The organism is Phycicoccus jejuensis, from assembly GCF_044797865.1.
GTDB lineage: Bacteria > Actinomycetota > Actinomycetes > Actinomycetales > Dermatophilaceae > Phycicoccus > Phycicoccus jejuensis.
In genome coordinates, this window is record NZ_CP085209.1 from 2801339 (window position 1) to 2819559 (window position 18221).

The following is an 18221-nucleotide window of genomic DNA, read 5'->3' on the forward strand; positions in this document are numbered from 1 at the left end:
AGGAGTCACGATGACGCGCACGACCCGTACCACCGCCCTGGTCCTGGCCCTCACCGGCGCCTTGGCCCTGTCCGCCTGCGGCGGAGGAGGATTCGAGGAAGAGGGCGCATCCAGCGCACCGGCGTCGGCCAGCGGCCCGGCCAACCTGACGATGCTCATCGCGTCCTCCGGCGACGCCGAGACCAACGCCGTCAAGGCCGCGGCGGACGCCTGGGCGCAGAAGTCCGGCAACAAGGTCACCGTCACCGTCGCGAGCGACATGAACCAGCAGCTCGCCCAGGGCTTCGCCAGCGGCAAGCCCGCCGACGTCTTCTACATGGACGCCTCGCGCTTCGCGGACTACGCGAAGAACGGCAGCCTCTACCCGTACGCGGACCAGCTCTCCGACAACAGCGACTTCTACGAGCCGCTGCGCCAGACCTTCACGTACGAGGGCAAGCAGTACTGCGCCCCCAAGGACTTCTCGACCCTCGCCCTCGAGATCAACACCGACTCGTGGGAGAAGGCCGGCCTGACCGACGCCGACGTCCCGACCACGTGGGACCAGCTGGAGGCCGTCTCGAAGAAGCTGACCACGAAGGACCAGGTCGGCCTCGGCATCGGGGTCGGCATCGACCGCCTCGGCGCGTTCGTCGTCCAGAACGGCGGCTGGTGGCTGTCCGAGGACGGCAAGAGCGCGTCGGCCGACACCCCGGCGGTCACCGACGCCCTCGAGTACGTCCAGCGCAACGTCAAGGCGGGCAACTTCAAGATGTCCAACCAGCTCGACTCCGGCTGGGGCGGTGAGGCGTTCGGCACCGGCAAGGCCGCGATGACGATCGAGGGCAACTGGATCAAGGGCGCCGTCAAGAACGACTACCCGGACCTCAAGTACAAGACCGTCGAGCTGCCGGCCGGCCCGGCGGGCAAGGGCACGCTGCAGTTCACCCAGTGCTGGGGTGTCGCGTCCGACTCCAAGGCCCAGGCCCAGGCCGTCGACCTCGTGAAGTCGCTGACCACCGTCGACCAGCAGATGGCCTTCGCCGACGCGTTCGGGGTCATGCCGAGCCGCCAGTCGGCCGCCGACCAGTACAAGAGCAAGTTCCCCGAGGACGCCCCGTTCATCGCCGGTGGTGAGTACGGCCACGGCCCGATCAACGCGCCCGGGATCGAGCAGGTCGTCGCCGACCTCAACTCCAAGCTCGAGAGCTTCGGCGACGCCAACCTGCCGCAGGTCCTCGAGGGCTTCGACACCAACGCCGGCTCCGCGCTCGGCCAGTGAGCACCGCCGACACCGTCGCCGAGCACGGCACCACCGCGGGGACCGGCTCCGGCCGGGCCCCGCGGCGCCGCCGCCGCGGGGACGGGCAGCGTCAGTCCACCGCCGGGTGGCTGTTCGTCACCCCCACGCTCGTGGTCCTCGGGCTCTTCCTCGTCATCCCGATCCTCATGGCGATCTGGGTGTCCTTCACGGACTGGACGGGGCGCGGGAGCCCGTTCTCGTCCCGCGTCGGCTTCGTCGGCACCGAGAACTACCAGGCGCTCCTCACCGAGCAGGGGCTCTCGCGGCAGGACTTCATGATCTCGCTGCGCAACACCTTCTACTACGTCATCGGGGTCGTCCCGCTCCAGACGGTGCTCGCGCTGGGGCTGGCGGTCATCGTCAACCAGCGCTTCCTCAAGGGCCGCACGTTCTTCCGCACGGCCTTCTACTTCCCCTCGGTCGTGTCGTCGGTCGCGATCTCGCTGGTCTTCCTCTTCCTCTTCACCGGGACGGGCGCCGTCAACCAGTTCCTCGGGATCTTCGGCATCGACGGCCCGACGTGGTTCTCGGACCCGCGCGGCCTCATCCACCTCGCCGGCCAGGGTCTCGGGCTGTGGAGCATCGACGCGCCACCCGGGGCCCTCGCCGACCACCAGGTGATGAGCCTGTCGCTGTGGGACTGGTTCAGCGGGCCCTCGGTGGCATTGTCGGCGATCATGCTCCAGGTCGTCTGGACCACGGCCGGCACCTTCATGCTCATGTTCCTCGCGGCCCTCCAGGACCTGCCGACGGAGGTCGAGGAGGCCGCGCTCGTCGACGGCGCCAACCGGTGGCAGCGTTTCCGGGCCGTCACCGTCCCGCACCTGCGGCCGACCATCCTCCTCGTCGTGACGCTCGGCGTCATCGGCACGTGGCAGGTGTTCGACCAGATGTACGTCATGACGCAGGGCGGCCCCGCGAAGACGACGCTCACGCCGGCCTACCTGTCGTACACCGCCGCCTTCGGGCAGCAGCAATGGGGCCAGGGCGCCGCGATGGCGTTCCTGCTCTTCGTCCTCATCTTCGTGCTCACGACGTTCCAGCGGTTCGTCCTGCGCGACAAGGACGAGGCGGCCGCGAAGAAGGCCCGGCGCGCCCAGCAGCGCGCGGCGAAGAAGAAGGAGGCGACGGCATGAGCGACCTCGGACCCACGGACGTCGTGACCCCGCAGGTGCGGGCCGAGGCGACCGCCACGATGGGGACGCGCCTGCCGCCCGCTGCCGGTGGATCCTCTCGTGTCCACCGGAGCGGTCGCGGCAAGAAGCTCGCGGTCTACCTCGCGCTCGTCGCGTTCTCGGTCGTCTACATCTACCCCTTCGTCGTCCAGGTCTCGACCTCGCTCAAGACCAACGGCGACGCCGTCGCGAACCCCCTCGGGATCGTCCCGGACCCCCTGACCACCGCGGCGTTCCAGCGGCTCGCCGAGACCGACTTCCCGCTGTGGTTCACCAACTCGGTCATCGTCACGGTGTGCGTGACGATCGGTCGGGTGTTCTTCAACTCGCTCGCCGGGTACGCCCTCGCGCGACTGAAGTTCCGCGGCCGGGACGCCGTGTTCACCGCGATCCTCGCCGTGCTCGCGGTGCCGGGCATCGTGCTGCTCATCCCGAAGTTCCTCGTGCTCAACTACCTCGGGATCTACAACACCTACCCGGCGCTCATCGTCCCGCTGCTCGTCGACGCCGCCGGCGTGTTCATCATGAAGCAGTTCTTCGAGTCGATCCCGCCGTCCGTCGAGGAGGCGGCCCGCATCGACGGTGCGAGCACCTTCCGCATCTTCTGGTCGGTCGTCCTCCCGATGGCTCGTCCGGCGGTCATCACCCTGACGATCCTGTCCTTCCAGGGGTCGTGGAACGAGCTGGCGCACTTCATCATCGCCACGAACGACCCGAACCTCTTCACCCTCACCCGCGGCGTCGGCCAGCTGACCTCGGGCGGCCTGGGCTCGGGCAACCAGTACCCCATCTCGATGGCGGCCGCGCTGCTCATGACGATCCCCTCGGCGATCATCTTCGCCGTGTTCCAGCGCTACTTCACGCAGGGCGCGAACGCGGGCGCCGAGAAGGGCTGAGACCCCTCGCGGCGACCCCGCGAGGAGACGAGCGCGCCGCCCCGGTCGGTGAGGTCCGGGGCGGCGCGTTCGGGTGTCGCGGGCGTCAGCGCACGAGGCTCCGCAGCACGTACTGGAGGATGCCACCGTTGCGGTAGTAGTCCGCCTCGCCGGGGGTGTCGATGCGGACGACCGCGTCGAACGAGGTCTCCGTGCCGTCCTCGGCGGTCGCGACGACCGACACCGTGCGCGGCGTCGTACCGTCGTTGAGCGCCTCGATCCCGGTGACCGAGAACGTCTCCGTGCCCGTGAGACCGAGCGACTCGGCGTTCTCGCCCTGCGGGTACTGCAGCGGCAGGACACCCATCCCGATGAGGTTCGAGCGGTGGATCCGCTCGTACGACTCGGCGACGACCGCCTTGACGCCGAGCAGCGCGGTGCCCTTGGCGGCCCAGTCGCGCGAGGACCCGGAGCCGTACTCCTTGCCCGCGAGGACGACGAGCGGCACCCCGGCCTCCTGGTAGGCGGCCGACGCGTCGTAGATCGACGTCTGCTCGCCACCGGCGAGGAAGTTGCGGGTGAAGCCGCCCTCGACGCCGTCGAGCAGCTGGTTGCGCAGGCGGATGTTCGCGAAGGTGCCGCGGATCATCACCTCGTGGTTGCCACGTCGCGAGCCGTAGGAGTTGAAGTCCTTGCGCTCGATGCCGTGCTCGGCGAGGTAGCGACCCGCGGGGCTGTCGCCCTTGATGGAGCCGGCCGGGCTGATGTGGTCGGTCGTCACGGAGTCGCCGAGCTTGGCGAGCACGCGCGCCCCGGTGATGTCGGTGACCGGCGACGGCTCCATCTGCATGCCCTCGAAGTACGGGGGCTTGCGGACGTAGGTCGAGTCGGCGTCCCAGGCGAAGGTGTCACCCTCGGGCGTCGGCAGCGATCGCCAGCGCTCGTCGCCGGCGAAGACGTCGGCGTAGTCCTGCTCGAACAGGTCGCGGGTGATCGCACCGCGGATGGTCTCCTCGACGTCGGCCGGGGCGGGCCACAGGTCGCGCAGGAACACGTCGGTGCCGTCGGTGTCCCGGCCGAGGGCGTCGGACTCGAAGTCGAAGTCCATCGTCCCGGCGAGGGCGTAGGCGATGACGAGCGGCGGGCTCGCGAGGTAGTTCATCTTGACGTCCGGGTTGATCCGGCCCTCGAAGTTGCGGTTGCCCGAGAGCACCGCCGTGACGGCGAGGTCGTTCTCCTGGATGGCCGCCGAGATCTCCTCGGCGAGCGGGCCGGAGTTGCCGATGCACGTCGCGCAGCCGTAGCCGACGAGGTGGAAGCCGAGCTTCTCGAGGTAGGGCCAGAGGCCCGCGGCCTCGTAGTAGCCGGTGACCACCTTGGAGCCGGGCGCCATCGAGGTCTTGACCCACGGCTTCGCGGTGAGCCCGCGCTCGACCGCGTTCTTCGCAAGGAGCGCGGCGGCGATCATCACCGACGGGTTCGAGGTGTTCGTGCACGAGGTGATCGAGGCGATCGAGACGATGCCGTGGTCGATCTCGAAGCTCGTGCCGTCCGAGAGCGTGACCGGCACGCGACGGCTCGGGCGTCCGGAGGCCGAGCCCTCGTGGGCCGGGGCCTCGCCGCCGTTCTGCCCGTCGGGGCTGCCCTGCGGGGTCGGGTCGGACGCCGGGAAGGACGAGGCCTCGCCGTCGGAGCCCTCCTCGTGTGCGACGTAGGTCGGCAGCACCTCGCGGAAGGCGCTCTTGGCCTGGGTCAGCTCGATGCGGTCCTGGGGGCGCTTCGGGCCGGCGATCGAGGGGACGACCGTCGTGAGGTCGAGCTCGAGCTTCTCGGAGAAGCGCGGCTCGGCGGCCGGGTCGAGCCAGAGGCCCTGCTCCTTCGCGTACGCCTCGACGAGGGCGACGTCGTCCTCGGCGCGGCCGGTCAGGCGCAGGTACTCGAGCGTGACGTCGTCGATCGGGAAGATCGCGCAGGTGGAGCCGAACTCGGGGCTCATGTTGCCGATCGTCGCGCGGTTGGCGAGCGGGAGGGCCGTGACGCCGGCGCCGTAGAACTCGACGAACTTCCCGACGACGCCGTGCTTGCGCAGCAGGTCGGTGATCGTGAGGACGACGTCGGTGGCGGTGACGCCGGGGTTCATCTCACCGGTCAGCTTGAAGCCGACGACGCGCGGGATGAGCATCGAGACGGGCTGGCCGAGCATCGCGGCCTCGGCCTCGATGCCGCCGACGCCCCAGCCGAGGACGCCGAGGCCGTTGACCATCGTCGTGTGGCTGTCGGTGCCGACGCAGGTGTCGGGGTAGGCGACGCCGTCGCGCACCATGACCGTGCGGGCCAGGTGCTCGATGTTGACCTGGTGGACGATGCCGGTGCCCGGGGGGACGACCTTGAAGTCGTCGAACGCGGTCTGGCCCCAGCGGAGGAACTTGTAGCGCTCGCCGTTGCGCTGGTACTCGATCTCGACGTTGCGCTCGAAGGCGTCGGCGCGACCGAAGACGTCGATCTGGACGGAGTGGTCGATGACGAGCTCGGCCGGGGCGAGCGGGTTGATCTTCGAGGCGTCGCCGCCGAGGTCCTTCATCGCCTCGCGCATCGTCGCGAGGTCGACGACGCAGGGCACCCCGGTGAAGTCCTGCATGATGACGCGGGCCGGGGTGAACTGGATCTCGGTGTCGGGCTGGGCGTTCTCGTCCCAGCCGCCGAGCGCGCGGATGTGGTCCGCGGTGATGTTGGCGCCGTCCTCGGTCCGCAGGAGGTTCTCGAGGAGGACCTTGAGGCTGTACGGGAGGGACTCGCTGCCCTCGACCGTCGACAGCCGGTAGATGTCGTAGGACTTCTCGCCCACCTCGAGCGTGCCGTGGGCGTCGAAGCTGTTCGTGCTGGCCACCGGGTCTCCTTCCGGGTCGTTGCGTCGTCGCACGGACCCGCTATTTATCTTGACGTCAAGATATCTAACCACACCGGGTCGGTGGCGTCGAGCCTATGCCCGCCCCCCGGGTGTCGCGCGGCCGCGCGCGGGAGCATCCGGCTGCTCAGAGGCCGTCGAGCACGGCCACCGTGCGGGCCCACGCGTCCGAGCCGGTGTCGACCTGGTCGAGGTGGTCGCCGGGCACCTCGATGAGCGTCGCCGCTCCCCCGGCCGCGAGCGCCGCCCGGACGTACGCCTGCGACTGGGCGATCGGGACCGTGCCGTCGTCCGGGCCGTGGACGCACCAGACCGGCGCCTCGACCGGCGCGAGCGCGACGGGGTCGGCCCAGGCGTAGGCCTCCGGCCGCTCTTGCGGCGTGCCGCCGAGGAACCCCGGCACCGCTCCCCCGCCGAGGTCCTCGTCGGCGGCGGTCCGCAGGTCGAGGACGCCGGCCTGCGACACGACGTGCGTCGGGACCACCTGCGCGTCGCGCCAGCGCTCGAGCCGCTGCCGGGCCGCCGCCCAGACGGCGAGCTGACCGCCCGCGGAGTGGCCGAGCGTGACGACCGGGCCGTCGGCGAGGCCCCGGCCGGCGAGGAGGTCGAGGGCCGCCGAGACGTCGTCGAGGGTCGCGGGCACGCCGCCGCCGTCGCCGACCCGGCGGTACTCGACCGCGAGCGCCGTCCAGCCCCGCCGCACGAGGTCGGCGGCGAGGGGGCGGGCGAGCGAGACGTCGTACTCGGCCAGCCAGAACCCGCCGTGGAGCACGACGACGACACCGCGCGAGGCACCGGTCGGCCGCGTGAGCTCGGCGTACTGGGCCTCGTGCGGTCCGTAGGCGATGCGCTCGGGCGCCGGGCCCTGCGGAGCGTCGTCGCCGCCGGTCGTCGACGTCGAGCAGCCCGTCGCGAGGAACGGCACCCCGAGCGCCGCCGTGACGACGACGCGCCGGCCCGGCCGCCCCGTCACGCCGTCGCGGGCTCGAAGATCGCGACGCACTCGACGTGGTGGGTCATCGGGAAGGCGTCGAAGGCCCGCAGCGAGACGAGCCGGTAGCCGCGGGCGAGCAGGGCCGCGGTGTCGCGGGCGAGCGCCGCGGGGTCGCACGCGACGTAGGCGACGGCCCGCGGCGCGAGGTCGGCGACGGCCCCGACGACGGCCGGGCCGGCCCCGGTGCGCGGCGGGTCGAGGACGACGACGTCGGCGCGCTGCGGCAGCAGGGGCGAGCGCGCCGGACGACGGCCGCGGCCGCGCGCCGCACCCCGCCGGCGGTCGGTCCGCGCGAGCCCGAAGGCGTCGTCGACCCGCGCACCGACCACGGCGACGTTGCCCGCGGCCCCGAGCCCCTCGGTCGCCCGGGCGACGGCGTCGCGGTCGGCCTCGACCGCGACGACCTGCCCGTCCGGGCCGACCGCCTCGGACAGCGCGGCGGCGAACAGCCCGACACCGCAGTACAGGTCGAGCGCCCGCTCCCCCGGGCGCACCCGCAGCCCGTCGAGGACCGCGGTGAGGAACGTCGCGGGGGCGCCGGGGTGCACCTGCCAGAAGCCACGGGCCGAGACGGAGAAGTCGTGCACGAACCCCGGGCGGCCGTCGGCGGCCGGCACCTCGACCCGCTCCACGACGTCCGGCACCGGCCCGCCGGGCACCTCGACGGCCACGGGCGCCCCGACCGAGGGCGCCACGACGTCGACGAGCTCGGCGCCCGGCCAGGTGCGCTCCGTGACGCGCAGGGCGTCGACCCCGGGGGCGGCGATGCGGCAGTGGTCGACCGGCACGACCTCGTGCGAGCGGTGCCGGCGCAGGCCCGCCCGGCCCTCGGCGTCGACGGCGAACTCGACGCGGGTGCGCCAGTCCAGCCCGCCGTCGTCACCGGGCACCGGCTCGACGTCGACGTCGACCTCGAGCCCGGCGAGGCGGCTCATCTGCTCGCGGACGACACCGGCCTTGAGCCGCCGCTGCGCCTCGAGCGCGACGTGCTGGAGGTCGCAGCCACCGCACCGGCCGGGACCGCTCCACGGGCACGGCGGCACGACGCGGTCCGGGGAGGCGTCGAGCACCTCGACCGCGTCGGCGCGCACGAAGCGACCGCCGGACCCGGTCTCGGTCACCCGCGCCCGCACCCGCTCACCGGGCAGCGTGTGGCGGACGAAGAGGACCTGGCCGTCGGCGCGCGCGATCGAGTGCCCGCCGTGGGCGAAGGCCGTGACGTCGACCTCGACCTCGTCGCCGACCGCGAGCCCCTCGGGGTGCTCCGCCATCACTCGCCGCGGCGGACGTCGCCCGCCACCGGGCCGTCCATCCGCTCCTCGGCGCCCTCGGACGACGCGAGCTGCCACGGCACGGACGACACCATGACCCCGGGCGTGAAGAGCAGCCGGGTGCGCAGCCGCAGGGCGCTCTGGTTGTGGAGGATCTGCTCCCACCAGTGCCCGACGACGTACTGCGGGATGTAGACGACGACGATGTCGCGCGGGTTGTCGGTGCGGATCGACCTGACGTAGTCGAGCACCGGACGGGTGATCTCGCGGTACGGGCTGTCGAGGGCCTTGAGCGGCACCGGGATGTCGCGCCGGTCCCACTCCTGCTGCAGGCCCTTGGTCTCGTCGGGGTCGACCGAGACGGTGATCGCCTCGAGCACGGACGGGCGGGTCGCCCGCGCGTACGCCAGCGCGCGCAGCGTCGGCTTGTGGATCTTCGCGACGAGGACGATGGCGTGCACGCGCGAGGGCAGCATCTGCGCCTTGGTGTCGCGCTCCTCGACGCTCAGCTCGTCGCGGACGTGGTCGTAGTGCTTGCGGATCGCGAGCATGAGGAAGAACAGGACCGCCATCGCCGCGATCGCGTAGCCGGCGCCGTGCGTGAACTTCGTGAGGAGCACGACGACGAGCACGGTGCCGGACATCGCCGCGCCGACGCCGTTGATGACGCGGCTGCGCATCATCCGGGCCCGGGACGCGGGGTCCTTCTCGACGCGCAGGTACCGGTTCCAGTGCCGCACCATCCCGATCTGCGACAGCGTGAACGACACGAACACGCCGACGATGTAGAGCTGGATGAGCCGGGTGACGTCGGCGTTGAAGACGACGACGAGGGCCGCCGCCGCGCCGGCGAGGATGAGGATGCCGTTGGAGAACGCGAGGCGGTCGCCGCGGGTGTGCAGCTGGCGCGGCAGGAAGCCGTCACGGGCGAGGATCGAGCCGAGCACCGGGAAGCCGTTGAAGGCCGTGTTCGCGGCGAGCACGAGGATGAGGCCGGTGACGATCGAGACGACGACCACGCCGAGGTGGAAGTCGGAGAAGACGGCCTTGGACACCTGGCCCATGACGGTGTCCTGGACGTAGTCGTCACCGACCGGCACGCCGTCGCGCAGCAGCTGGTTGGCCTCGTCGTCGGCGTAGTGGACGCCGGTCCACGAGGCCAGCGTGATCATCGACATGAGCATCGTCACCGAGACGACGCCCATGAGCAGGAGGGTCGTCGCGGCGTTGCGGCTCTTGGGCTTCTTGAAGGCGGGCACGCCGTTCGAGATGGCCTCGACCCCGGTCAGCGCCGCACAGCCGGACGAGAACGCGCGCAGCAGGAGGAAGGCCATCGCGACGGTGCCGAGCTCCTCGAAACCGCTCTCGGCACGCAGCGTCAGCGACGCGCTCTCGGCCAGCGGCAGGTCGCCGGAGACCTTGCGGAAGAAGCCGAACGCGGCCATGCCGAGCACGCTGGCCATGAAGAGGTAGGTGGGGATGGCGAACGCCGTCCCGGACTCGCGCACACCCCGGAGGTTCATCGCGGTGAGCGCGACGATGATGAGCACCGCGACGACCGCCTCGTGCCCGCGGACGAAGCCGAAGGCCGCTGCGGCGTTCTGGACGCCCGACGAGACCGACACCGCCACGGTCAGCACGTAGTCGACGAGCAGCGCGCTCGCCACCGTCAGGCCGGCCCGCGGCCCGAGGTTGACGCTCGCCACCTCGTAGTCGCCGCCGCCGCTGGGGTAGGCGTGGACGTTCTGCCGGTAGCTCATGATGACGATCGCCATGACGAAGACGACGACGAGCGCGATCTTCCACGACTGGGTCAGCGCGAGCGTGCCGCCCGCGAGCCCGAGGGTGAGCAGGATCTCGTCGGGGGCGTAGGCCACCGACGACAGTGCGTCGCTCGCGAAGACCGGCAGGGCGAGCTTCTTCGGCAGGAGCGTCTCGCCGAGACGGTCACTGCGCATCGCCCGCCCGAGGATGACGCGCTTGACGAGACGTCCGGGTGTTGACACGAGGACAACTGTAGGCAGAAGCGCGCACGGCGCGTGCACGTCCCGGACTGCGGTCCGTCCGCTGCGGGCGCGTAGTAGCGTCCCTGTCGTGCACTTCGTGATCATGGGCTGCGGCCGTGTCGGCGCCTCCCTCGCCCGGGCCCTCGAACGCGCCGGCCACGAGGTCGCCGTCGTCGACCAGGACGAGAGCGCCTTCCGGCGCCTCGGGACCTCCTTCGAGGGCCGCACGGTCACCGGCGTCGGCTTCGACCGCGACACCCTGCGGGCCGCCGGCATCGACAACGCCTACGCGTTCGCCGCGGTCTCCAGCGGTGACAACTCGAACATCCTCGCCGCGCGCGTGGCCCGCGAGAAGTTCGGCGTCGAGAACGTCGTCGCCCGCATCTACGACCCCGGTCGTGCCGAGATCTACCAGCGCCTGGGCATCCCCACCGTCGCCACCGTCAAGTGGACGAGCGACCAGATGCTCCGCCGCCTGCTCCCCCAGGGTCACGTCCCCGAGTTCACCGACCCGTCGGGGCACGTCGTCATCGCCGAGATCCCGGTGGCGGCGTCGTGGATCGGCCGCCGCTACACCGAGGTCGAGACGGCCACCGAGGGCCGGCTGGCCTACGTGACCCGGCTCGGCGACGGAATCATCCCCGGCGCCGACACCGTGTACCAGGAGGGCGACCTCGTGCACCTCGCTCTGCTCCGCGAGCACCTCGCGACCGCCGAGCGCGTCCTCGACGCGCCGCCCCCCTCCCACTGACCCCGAAAGGCTCCTCCATGCGCGTCGTCATCGCCGGGGCGGGCTCCGTCGGGCGGTCCATCGCCCGCGAGCTCATCCGCAACGGACACTCGGTGCTCCTCGTCGACCGTGAGGCCGACGGCGAGCGGGTGTCCAAGGTCCCGGACGCCAGCTGGCTGCAGGCCGACGCCTGCGAGATCGACACCCTCTCCGAGGCCGGCCTCGCCGAGTGCGACGTCGTCGTCGCCGCGACCGGTGACGACAAGGTCAACCTCGTGCTGTCGCTGCTCGCCAAGTCCGAGTTCGGCGTCCCCCGCACCGTCGCCCGCGTCAACAACCCGAAGAACGAGTGGATGTTCGACGAGGCCTGGGGCGTCGACGTCGCCGTCTCCACCCCGCGCCTGATGACCGCGCTCGTCGAGGAGGCCGTGAGCGTCGGCGACCTCGTGCGCATCTTCGAGTTCCAGCAGGGCCGCGCGATGATGGTCGAGATGACCCTGCCGCTCGGCAGCCCCTACGCCGGCGCCCGGGTCGGCGACGTGCCCTTCCCCGCCGACACCGTCCTCACCGGCATCATCCGCGACGGGCACCCCATCGCCCCGAGCCGCGACGACGCCCTCGAGCCGCTCGACGAGCTCCTCTTCGTCACGACCCCGGAGGCCGAGTCCGACCTCGAGTCGCTGCTCTCCCCCGGCCGTCGCCAGAAGCGCGAGGACGACGAGGAGGGCTGAGCCGCAAGCCGGTTCGGGCGACGCGACGTCAGGCGTCGCGGCCGGTCAGCGGCTCGTCCGCGTCGTCGCTCGCGTCGGCGTCGTCGGCGGCGGGCCCGCGGCCGGGCTCGAGCGGGGTGTGGCCGGAGACGAGCAGCCAGCCCATGACGGCGATGCCGGCCACCCAGAGCGGCCAGCCGAGCGCGACCTTGGCGACGCCGAGCAGCGTGACCCGCTCGTCGAGGTAGAGCGGCACCATGACGGCGACCCGGACGACGTACATCGCGACGAGCACCCACGTGAGCCGGATGCAGACGCGGACCATCCCGGCGTCGCGGCGCCAGCCGAACGGGTCCTCGGCGGCCCGCGGGTCGCCGGCGCCGACGATGAAGCCGACCGCGGGCCAGCGGGTGACGATGGAGACCAGCGTCGCGACGAGGAAGCCGACGCTCGTGAGGATGCCGGGCAGGAACGCGTCCTGCGCCTCCCCGGAGCGCAGCGCGAAGAACGCGGCGATCGCCGTGGCGAACACCGCCCCGCCGACGTGCTGCAGGGACGAGCGCTGGACGAGCCGGAGCACCGCGAGCACGAGGGCCACCGCGACGGCGGCGACGGCCGCGACCGTGACGTCGTGGTCGCTCACCGACCACGCGACGACGAAGACGAGGGTCGGCAGCGCCGTCTCGACCGACCCGCGCCACCCGCCGAGCGCCACCGAGAGGCGGTGGCGGATCAGCGCCTCGACCGTCTCGGCCGCGGGCGCGGGGTGGGCCGCGCTCACTGCTTCGGGAGGATCTCGTAGGCGGGGTTGAAGATCGTCTGCACCCCGCGGACCGTCGTGACCCGACCGCGGGCCCGCACGAATGTCCCGGGCTCGATGCCGCCGATGGAGCGCCGGCCCACCCACACGAGGTTGACCGCGCCCTTGCCGTCCCACACCTCGGCGACGAGGGCGGGCACGCTGCGGCGCGGGGGCAGCGTCACGGCGCGGACCGAGCCGCACACGCACGCGGAGAAGCGGGGGGCCAGGGCCGACAGGTCGTCGCCGCCCTCGGAGGCCGACTGCTGCTGCAGCTCGTCGGCGTCCTGCTCCAGCGGCGTGCGCGAGAGGTCGCGCAGGCGCTCACGGAGGGTCATCAGCGCACCTCGGTGATCTCGGGCCCGCGCTCGAAGGGGTCGAGCGTCGCGGGCGCGTCGTCGTCGGCCTCGTCGGCGGCCGCCGCCGGCTCGTCCTGCGGCAGGCGCAGGGGCAGCAGCTCGCGCGGGGCCATCGGGTCGGTGCCACGGACGACGACGAGCTCGCGGAGCACCTCGAGCAGCGGCTCGGCCGCCTCGTCGTCGATGGCCGCGCGCCCGGAGAGGACGCCGCGCAGGAACCAGCGGGGGCCGTCGACGCCGACGAAGGTCGCGGGCGCGAAGACGGTGCGCCCGTCCGGGCCGGCCGAGGGCAGCCGCGTCCGCAGCCGCGTGCCGAGCTCGCTCGGGACCTCCTCGACGGTGCCGCCCTGCCGCTCGACGGACATCGCGATCTCGCGGCGGATGTCGGCCCACAGGCCCTCGGTGCGCGGCGCCGCGAAGGCCTGGACCTGGAGGGCGGACTCGCCGAACACCGCGGTCGCCGCGTTGACGACCTGCGTCTCCTGGTCGACCTCGAGGCGCAGCTCCATCCCGGGGACGCCGCGCACCCAGAGGGCGCCGAGGTCGAGGCGACCGTCGCGCCCGTCGACCTCGCTGACGTCGTAGGGGCCGCTCGTGCGGTCGGCCGCGTCGTCCTCCGGCGCGGCCTCGGTGCCCTCGTCCTCGACGGCGGTGGCGTCCTCGACCTCCGGCGCGGACGCCGGCTCGGTCTCGGTGCGCTTGCTCCTGCGGAAGATGCTCACGGCGGTGGTCCTCGAAACGTGTGATGGTCGGTGGGTCAGGGGGTGTCGGTGGAGCCGAAGCCCCCGGTGGACCCGTGTCCAGTCTCTCCCCGGGCGCTGCCGGGAAGCGAATCGGTGGCCGAGAAGTCGGCGTGGAGGTACTCCTGGACGACGAGCTGGGCGATCCGGTCGCCGACCCGCACCGTGAAGCTCTCGGTCGGGTCGAGGTTGACCAGGTTGACCAGCACCTCGCCGCGGTAGCCGGAGTCGACGGTGCCCGGGGCGTTGACGATGCTCACGCCGTGCCGGGCCGCGAGGCCCGAGCGGGGGTGCACCAGCCCCACGGTCCCCGGCGGCAGCGCGAGCGCGATCCCGGTCGGGACCAGCGCCCGCTCCCCGGGTGCCAGGGTCACCTCGGCGACGCTGCTGAGGTCGGCCCCGGCATCCCCGTCGGTGCTGTAGCGCGGGAGGACGGCGTCCTCGTGCAGCCGCCGGACGGCGACGGGCACGCGGGTCGGGCCTCCCACGGGTGCGGCGGTGCTCAGGCCGCGCAGTCGCGGCAGACGAGGACGCCCTTCGCGTCGCTCGCGAGCTGGCTGCGGTGGTGGACGAGGAAGCACTGCGAGCAGGTGAACTCGTCCGCCTGGCGCGGGAGGACCCGCACCGAGAGCTCCTCGCCGGAGAGGTCGGCGCCGGGCAGCTCGAAGCCCTCGGCCTGCTCGGTCTCGTCGACGTCCACGCTCGAGGACCGGGAGTCGACGCGCCGGTTCTTCAGCTCTTCGATCGAGTCCTCGGAGACGTCCTCCTCGGTCTTGCGAGGTGCGTCGTAGTCGGTTGCCATGCTGGTGTTCCACCCTTCGTCGTGCCGATCGGCCCGGACAACGCACGGAGAGGCGTCTTTGTGCCCGGTGGGACGATCGTGCGCGCCAGATTGTGCACCATCGCCGGATACCCCCGCCACGCGGGTCCATCCCCCGGTGCAGGGTCGTCCCTGCGCCCGGTCAGCCGGGCTGCCCGAGGCTCCCGACGTGCTCGGTCGTGAGGGGCCGGACGAGGGCCGCGAGGGCGTCCGCGAGGGCCGGCGCCGCGGCCCACGTGAGGTCGCGCGAGGCGACGTCGTCGACGCTCCCGCCGACGACCGCGCCGGCCTCGCGGGCGACGAGCTCGCCGGCGGCGCGGTCCCAGGCGTTGAGCCCGCTCTCGTAGTAGCCGTCGAGCCGACCGGTCGCGACGGCGCACAGGTCGAGGGCCGCGCTGCCGTGCCGGCGGACGTCGCGCACCCGCGGGAGGACCTCGGCGAGGACGGCCGCCTGCCGGGCGCGCACGGCGGCGTCGTACCCGAAGCCGGTGCCGACGAGCGCGAGCGCGAGGTCGGTCGTGCCACGGGCGCGCAGGCGGCGGGTGCCGGCGGCCGTCGTCAGCCAGGCGCCGCCACCGAGGCGGGCGTGGTGCAGCTCGTCGCGCTCGGGGTCGAGCACCGCGCCCGCGACGCTGCGCCAGTGCCCGGGCCGGGTCGGGTCGCCGACGACGGCCGCGACCGACACCGCGTACGCCGGCACGCCGTAGAGGTAGTTCGTCGTCCCGTCGATGGGGTCGACGACCCACGTGACCCCGCTCGTCCCCTCGCGGCCGCCCTCCTCCTCGCCGAGCACGGCGTCGTCCGGGCGCAGCGCGCCGAGCCGGTGCAGCAACAGCTCCTGGCTGCGCTGGTCCATCTCGGTCACGACGTCGGTGCCCGTCGACTTCGTGCTGAAGCCGAGGTCGTCGGGGCGCTCGTCGCGCACGAGCCGCCCGGCCTCGCGGGCCACGCGGCAGGCGACGTCCTCGAGCTGCGCGAGGTCGAGCCCGGCGGGGACGTCGGGGAGCATCAGTCGCTGCCGCACAGGGCCGGCTTGGCCATCCGCAGGTTCGGGCAGCAGCCGGGCGCGCACGTCGACGGCCGGACGTCGCCGGGCAGCCAGGACTCGGGGACGACGACCTCGCCGCGCGCCTCGGCCGCGCGCTCGAGGAGGAGGTCGACGAGGCCCTCGACGAACTCGTCGTCGGCGTGCGGCGTGGGCACCCGCACGAACGGCACCCCGACCCGCTCGGCGGTCTCGGCGGCCTCGGTGTCGAGGTCGTGGACGACCTCCATGTGGTCGGAGACGAAACCGATGGGGACGCAGACGACCGGGGCGCTCGACTCGGCGGCGAGCTCCTCGATGCGGTCGTTGACGTCGGGCTCGAGCCACGGCTGGCTCGGCGGCCCGGAGCGCGAGCAGAAGACGAGCTCGCCACGCAGCTCGACGCCGAGCTCGGCGCCGACGACCTCGTCGAGGCGCCGGCCGAGGCGCAGGTGCTGGTCGGTGTAGAGGTTGCCCTCGCCGTCGCCCGGCCCGGAGGTGTCGTCCATCGCGAGCGGGATCGAGTGCGTCACGTAGAGGATGCGCGCGGCGGCCGGGTCGTCGAGGCCGCGCAGCGCCGTGGCGAGCGCCCGCGCCCACGCGGCGCCGAGCCGCGGGTGGTGGACGTACTGGCGCACCTTGTCGACGGCGAGCCCGTCACCGGCCGGGCCGACCTGCTCCATCGCGCTCGCGAGGTCCTCGCGGTACTGCCGGCACGAGGAGTAGCAGGAGTAGGCGCTCGTGAAGAGCGAGACGACCCGCGTCGCGCCACCGTCGAGGGCCTCGTGGAGGGCGTCGGCGAAGAACGGCTCGGAGTTGCGGTTGCCCCAGACGACGGGGACGTCGATTCCGCGGCGCTCGAGCTCGGCGCGCAGCCGGGCGAGGAGGTCGCGGTTGAGGTCGTTGATGGGGCTGCGGCCGCCCCGCGCGTAGTAGTGCTCGCCGACGGCGACGAGGCGCTCGTCGGGGATGTTGCGGCCGGCGGTGACCCGGCGCAGGAACGGCATCACCTCGTCCTCGGACTCGGGGCCGCCGAAGGAGCCCAGCAGGACGACGTCGTAGGGGGCGAGGTCGCCGGTCGCAGCGGTCATGGCACGAGGTTATCGGGGCAATCGACGGACACCCGGCGTGGGCTCCACCCTCGACATGCGCGAGGGTGGCATCGTCATCCTGACGACCAGCGACCCGGGAGTACGGACATGCAGGACCTTCGCCTCATCGGCGTCCACGAGGACGGTCAGCACCTCCTGCTCGCGGACGCCGACGGTGGTCGCTACCGGCTGCCGCTCGACGAGCCGCTGCGTGCCGCCGCCCGGCGCGACCGGCCCCGGCTCGGGCAGCTCCAGATCGAGATGTCCGGCGGGATGCGCCCGCGCGAGGTGCAGGCGCTCATCCGGCGCGGCCTGTCCGCCGAGGAGGTCGCCGAGCGCTCGGGCTGGCCGGTCGAGAAGGTGCACCGCTTCGAGGGCCCGATCCTCGCCGAGCGCGAGCACGTCGCCCGCGTCGCCCGCCGCTGCGCCGTCGGCACCCGTGGCCCGGCCCCGGTGACCCTCGAGGAGCGCGTCGCCGAGCGCCTGCGCGACCGCGACGTCGACCGCGACGACGTCGAGTGGGACTCCGCCCGTGACGACGAGGGCGTCTGGCAGGTCTCGATGGTCTTCGCCGCCGGTGGCCGCCGCCGCACCGCCACCTGGCTGTACGAGCCGCTCGGCGGCTCCGTCACCCCGACCAACGACGAGGCACGCTGGCTGAGCGAGGACACGACCTCCGGCCTGCTGCCCGCCCCGCACCGCGCACCGACCCCGGGCGACCTCGACGTCTACGACGTCGACGCCGACGGCGGCATCGAGCGCGCGGGCGGGTCATCCGCGCCGCGGGCCCGCGAGCCGCACGAGCCGATCGACCTCATGGCCGCGATGCGCGAGCACAGCGCGCGGGGCCGGCGCTCGAAGCGGCGCACCTCCCCGACGCACACGCCCGGCGAGGACGACGGCCGCCCCGACGCGCTGCCCATCGAGGAGCTGGCCCAGGACCCGGTCCTCGCGCCGCCGCCGCCCGCCGCCCGCGCCCGCAAGCCGGTCCAGGAGCACCTCGAGGAGCCGACGACGTCGACCGCGCTCGTCGGCGGCTGGCCCGAGGACGACGCCCGCGAGGAGGCCGAGGCCGAGCGCGCCGTCCGCGAGGCACCGGTCTCCCCCGCTCCCGAGCCCGAGACGCCGCAGCCCGATCCCGCGGAGTCGCCGGCCGCCTCGGCGCGTCCGTCGGCCGGCCGCAAGGGCCGTCCGAGCGTCCCGAGCTGGGACGACATCGTCTTCGGCACGAAGGGGTCCGGCCCCTCCTGACCCCGGCGGTTCGAGGTGAAAGAAGTCCCTCTCGCGGTCGGGTTTCACCTCGACCCAGCACGGCTCCCGGCGGTTCGAGGTGAAACCAGACCCTCTCGCGGTCGCGTTTCACCTCGATGCCACGACGCTCCAACGGTTCGAGGTATCCGGCCGCTCTCCAGCATCGGCGAAATACCTCCACCCAGCTGG

17 protein-coding genes are annotated in these 18221 nt (G+C 72.9%); 6 read left to right on the forward strand and 11 right to left on the reverse strand.

Features of this window, described 5'->3' with window-relative positions; genetic code table 11:
* The first annotated feature begins 10 nt into the window (after positions 1-10).
* From LG324_RS13320 to LG324_RS13330, 3 genes are read left to right on the forward strand one after another with little or no spacing between them, the layout of a single operon-like run.
* Positions 11-1261 (forward strand): extracellular solute-binding protein, encoded by a 1251-nt coding sequence (locus tag LG324_RS13320; RefSeq protein ID WP_404348599.1) that lies wholly within the window; start codon positions 11-13, stop codon positions 1259-1261.
* Complete coding sequence (locus LG324_RS13325) at positions 1258-2418, forward strand: carbohydrate ABC transporter permease (RefSeq protein ID WP_404348601.1); 1161 nt, start codon at positions 1258-1260, stop codon at positions 2416-2418. Before LG324_RS13320 ends, LG324_RS13325 begins: the two co-directional genes overlap by 4 nt.
* Positions 2415-3353, forward strand: a complete 939-nt coding sequence (locus LG324_RS13330) for a carbohydrate ABC transporter permease (protein WP_404348604.1) — start codon at positions 2415-2417, stop codon at positions 3351-3353. Before LG324_RS13325 ends, LG324_RS13330 begins: the two co-directional genes overlap by 4 nt.
* Before the next feature lie 85 nt (positions 3354-3438).
* Here the strand turns inward: LG324_RS13330 and LG324_RS13335 are convergent, their stop codons facing one another.
* The 4 genes from LG324_RS13335 to LG324_RS13350 all read right to left on the reverse strand — a co-directional run bounded on the left by LG324_RS13335 (position 3439) and on the right by LG324_RS13350 (position 10508).
* Positions 3439-6219 carry an aconitate hydratase gene (locus LG324_RS13335; protein ID WP_404348606.1) on the reverse strand — a complete coding sequence of 927 codons (2781 nt, stop codon included), beginning with the start codon at positions 6217-6219 and terminating at the stop codon, positions 3439-3441.
* Between the two features lie 145 nt (positions 6220-6364).
* Positions 6365-7210, reverse strand: coding sequence for an alpha/beta hydrolase family protein (locus LG324_RS13340; protein WP_404348609.1), 846 nt, complete (start codon positions 7208-7210; stop codon positions 6365-6367).
* Positions 7207-8502 (reverse strand): class I SAM-dependent RNA methyltransferase, encoded by a 1296-nt coding sequence (locus tag LG324_RS13345; RefSeq protein WP_404348611.1) that lies wholly within the window; start codon positions 8500-8502, stop codon positions 7207-7209. The genes LG324_RS13340 and LG324_RS13345 overlap by 4 nt, the downstream gene beginning before the upstream one ends.
* The gene (locus tag LG324_RS13350) at positions 8502-10508 is read right to left on the reverse strand and encodes an APC family permease (RefSeq protein WP_404348614.1); all 2007 of its coding nucleotides are present in this window, start codon (positions 10506-10508) and stop codon (positions 8502-8504) included. Before LG324_RS13350 ends, LG324_RS13345 begins: the two co-directional genes overlap by 1 nt.
* Before the next feature lie 88 nt (positions 10509-10596).
* Here LG324_RS13350 and LG324_RS13355 point away from each other — a divergent pair, with 88 nt between their 5' ends.
* Positions 10597-11259 carry a potassium channel family protein gene (locus tag LG324_RS13355; protein ID WP_404348616.1) on the forward strand — a complete coding sequence of 221 codons (663 nt, stop codon included), beginning with the start codon at positions 10597-10599 and terminating at the stop codon, positions 11257-11259.
* Positions 11260-11276: 17 nt separating this feature from the next.
* Entirely contained in the window at positions 11277-11969 is a 693-nt protein-coding gene (locus LG324_RS13360) for a TrkA family potassium uptake protein (protein ID WP_030528996.1), read from the forward strand.
* A 28-nt stretch (positions 11970-11997) separates the two neighbouring features.
* Here the strand turns inward: LG324_RS13360 and LG324_RS13365 are convergent, their stop codons facing one another.
* The 7 genes from LG324_RS13365 to LG324_RS13395 all read right to left on the reverse strand — a co-directional run bounded on the left by LG324_RS13365 (position 11998) and on the right by LG324_RS13395 (position 16781).
* A complete protein-coding gene (locus LG324_RS13365) occupies positions 11998-12729 on the reverse strand; it encodes a DUF3159 domain-containing protein (protein WP_051750615.1) in 732 nt (243 codons plus the stop codon).
* A complete protein-coding gene (locus LG324_RS13370; RefSeq protein WP_030528994.1) occupies positions 12726-13085 on the reverse strand; it encodes an OB-fold nucleic acid binding domain-containing protein in 360 nt (119 codons plus the stop codon). Before LG324_RS13370 ends, LG324_RS13365 begins: the two co-directional genes overlap by 4 nt.
* Positions 13085-13828 carry a DUF3710 domain-containing protein gene (locus tag LG324_RS13375; RefSeq protein WP_404348619.1) on the reverse strand — a complete coding sequence of 248 codons (744 nt, stop codon included), beginning with the start codon at positions 13826-13828 and terminating at the stop codon, positions 13085-13087. Before LG324_RS13375 ends, LG324_RS13370 begins: the two co-directional genes overlap by 1 nt.
* A gap of 35 nt (positions 13829-13863) precedes the next feature.
* Positions 13864-14316 carry a dUTP diphosphatase gene (gene dut, locus LG324_RS13380; protein ID WP_242525613.1) on the reverse strand — a complete coding sequence of 151 codons (453 nt, stop codon included), beginning with the start codon at positions 14314-14316 and terminating at the stop codon, positions 13864-13866.
* Positions 14317-14348: 32 nt separating this feature from the next.
* A complete protein-coding gene (locus tag LG324_RS13385; RefSeq protein ID WP_030528991.1) occupies positions 14349-14648 on the reverse strand; it encodes a DUF4193 domain-containing protein in 300 nt (99 codons plus the stop codon).
* A 160-nt stretch (positions 14649-14808) separates the two neighbouring features.
* Positions 14809-15675, reverse strand: coding sequence for an inositol monophosphatase family protein (locus LG324_RS13390; protein ID WP_404348623.1), 867 nt, complete (start codon positions 15673-15675; stop codon positions 14809-14811).
* Positions 15675-16781, reverse strand: a complete 1107-nt coding sequence (locus LG324_RS13395) for a ferrochelatase (protein ID WP_404348625.1) — start codon at positions 16779-16781, stop codon at positions 15675-15677. Before LG324_RS13395 ends, LG324_RS13390 begins: the two co-directional genes overlap by 1 nt.
* A gap of 108 nt (positions 16782-16889) precedes the next feature.
* Here LG324_RS13395 and sepH point away from each other — a divergent pair, with 108 nt between their 5' ends.
* Positions 16890-18032 (forward strand): septation protein SepH, encoded by a 1143-nt coding sequence (gene sepH, locus LG324_RS13400; protein WP_404348627.1) that lies wholly within the window; start codon positions 16890-16892, stop codon positions 18030-18032.
* The last annotated feature ends 189 nt before the right edge of the window (positions 18033-18221 follow it).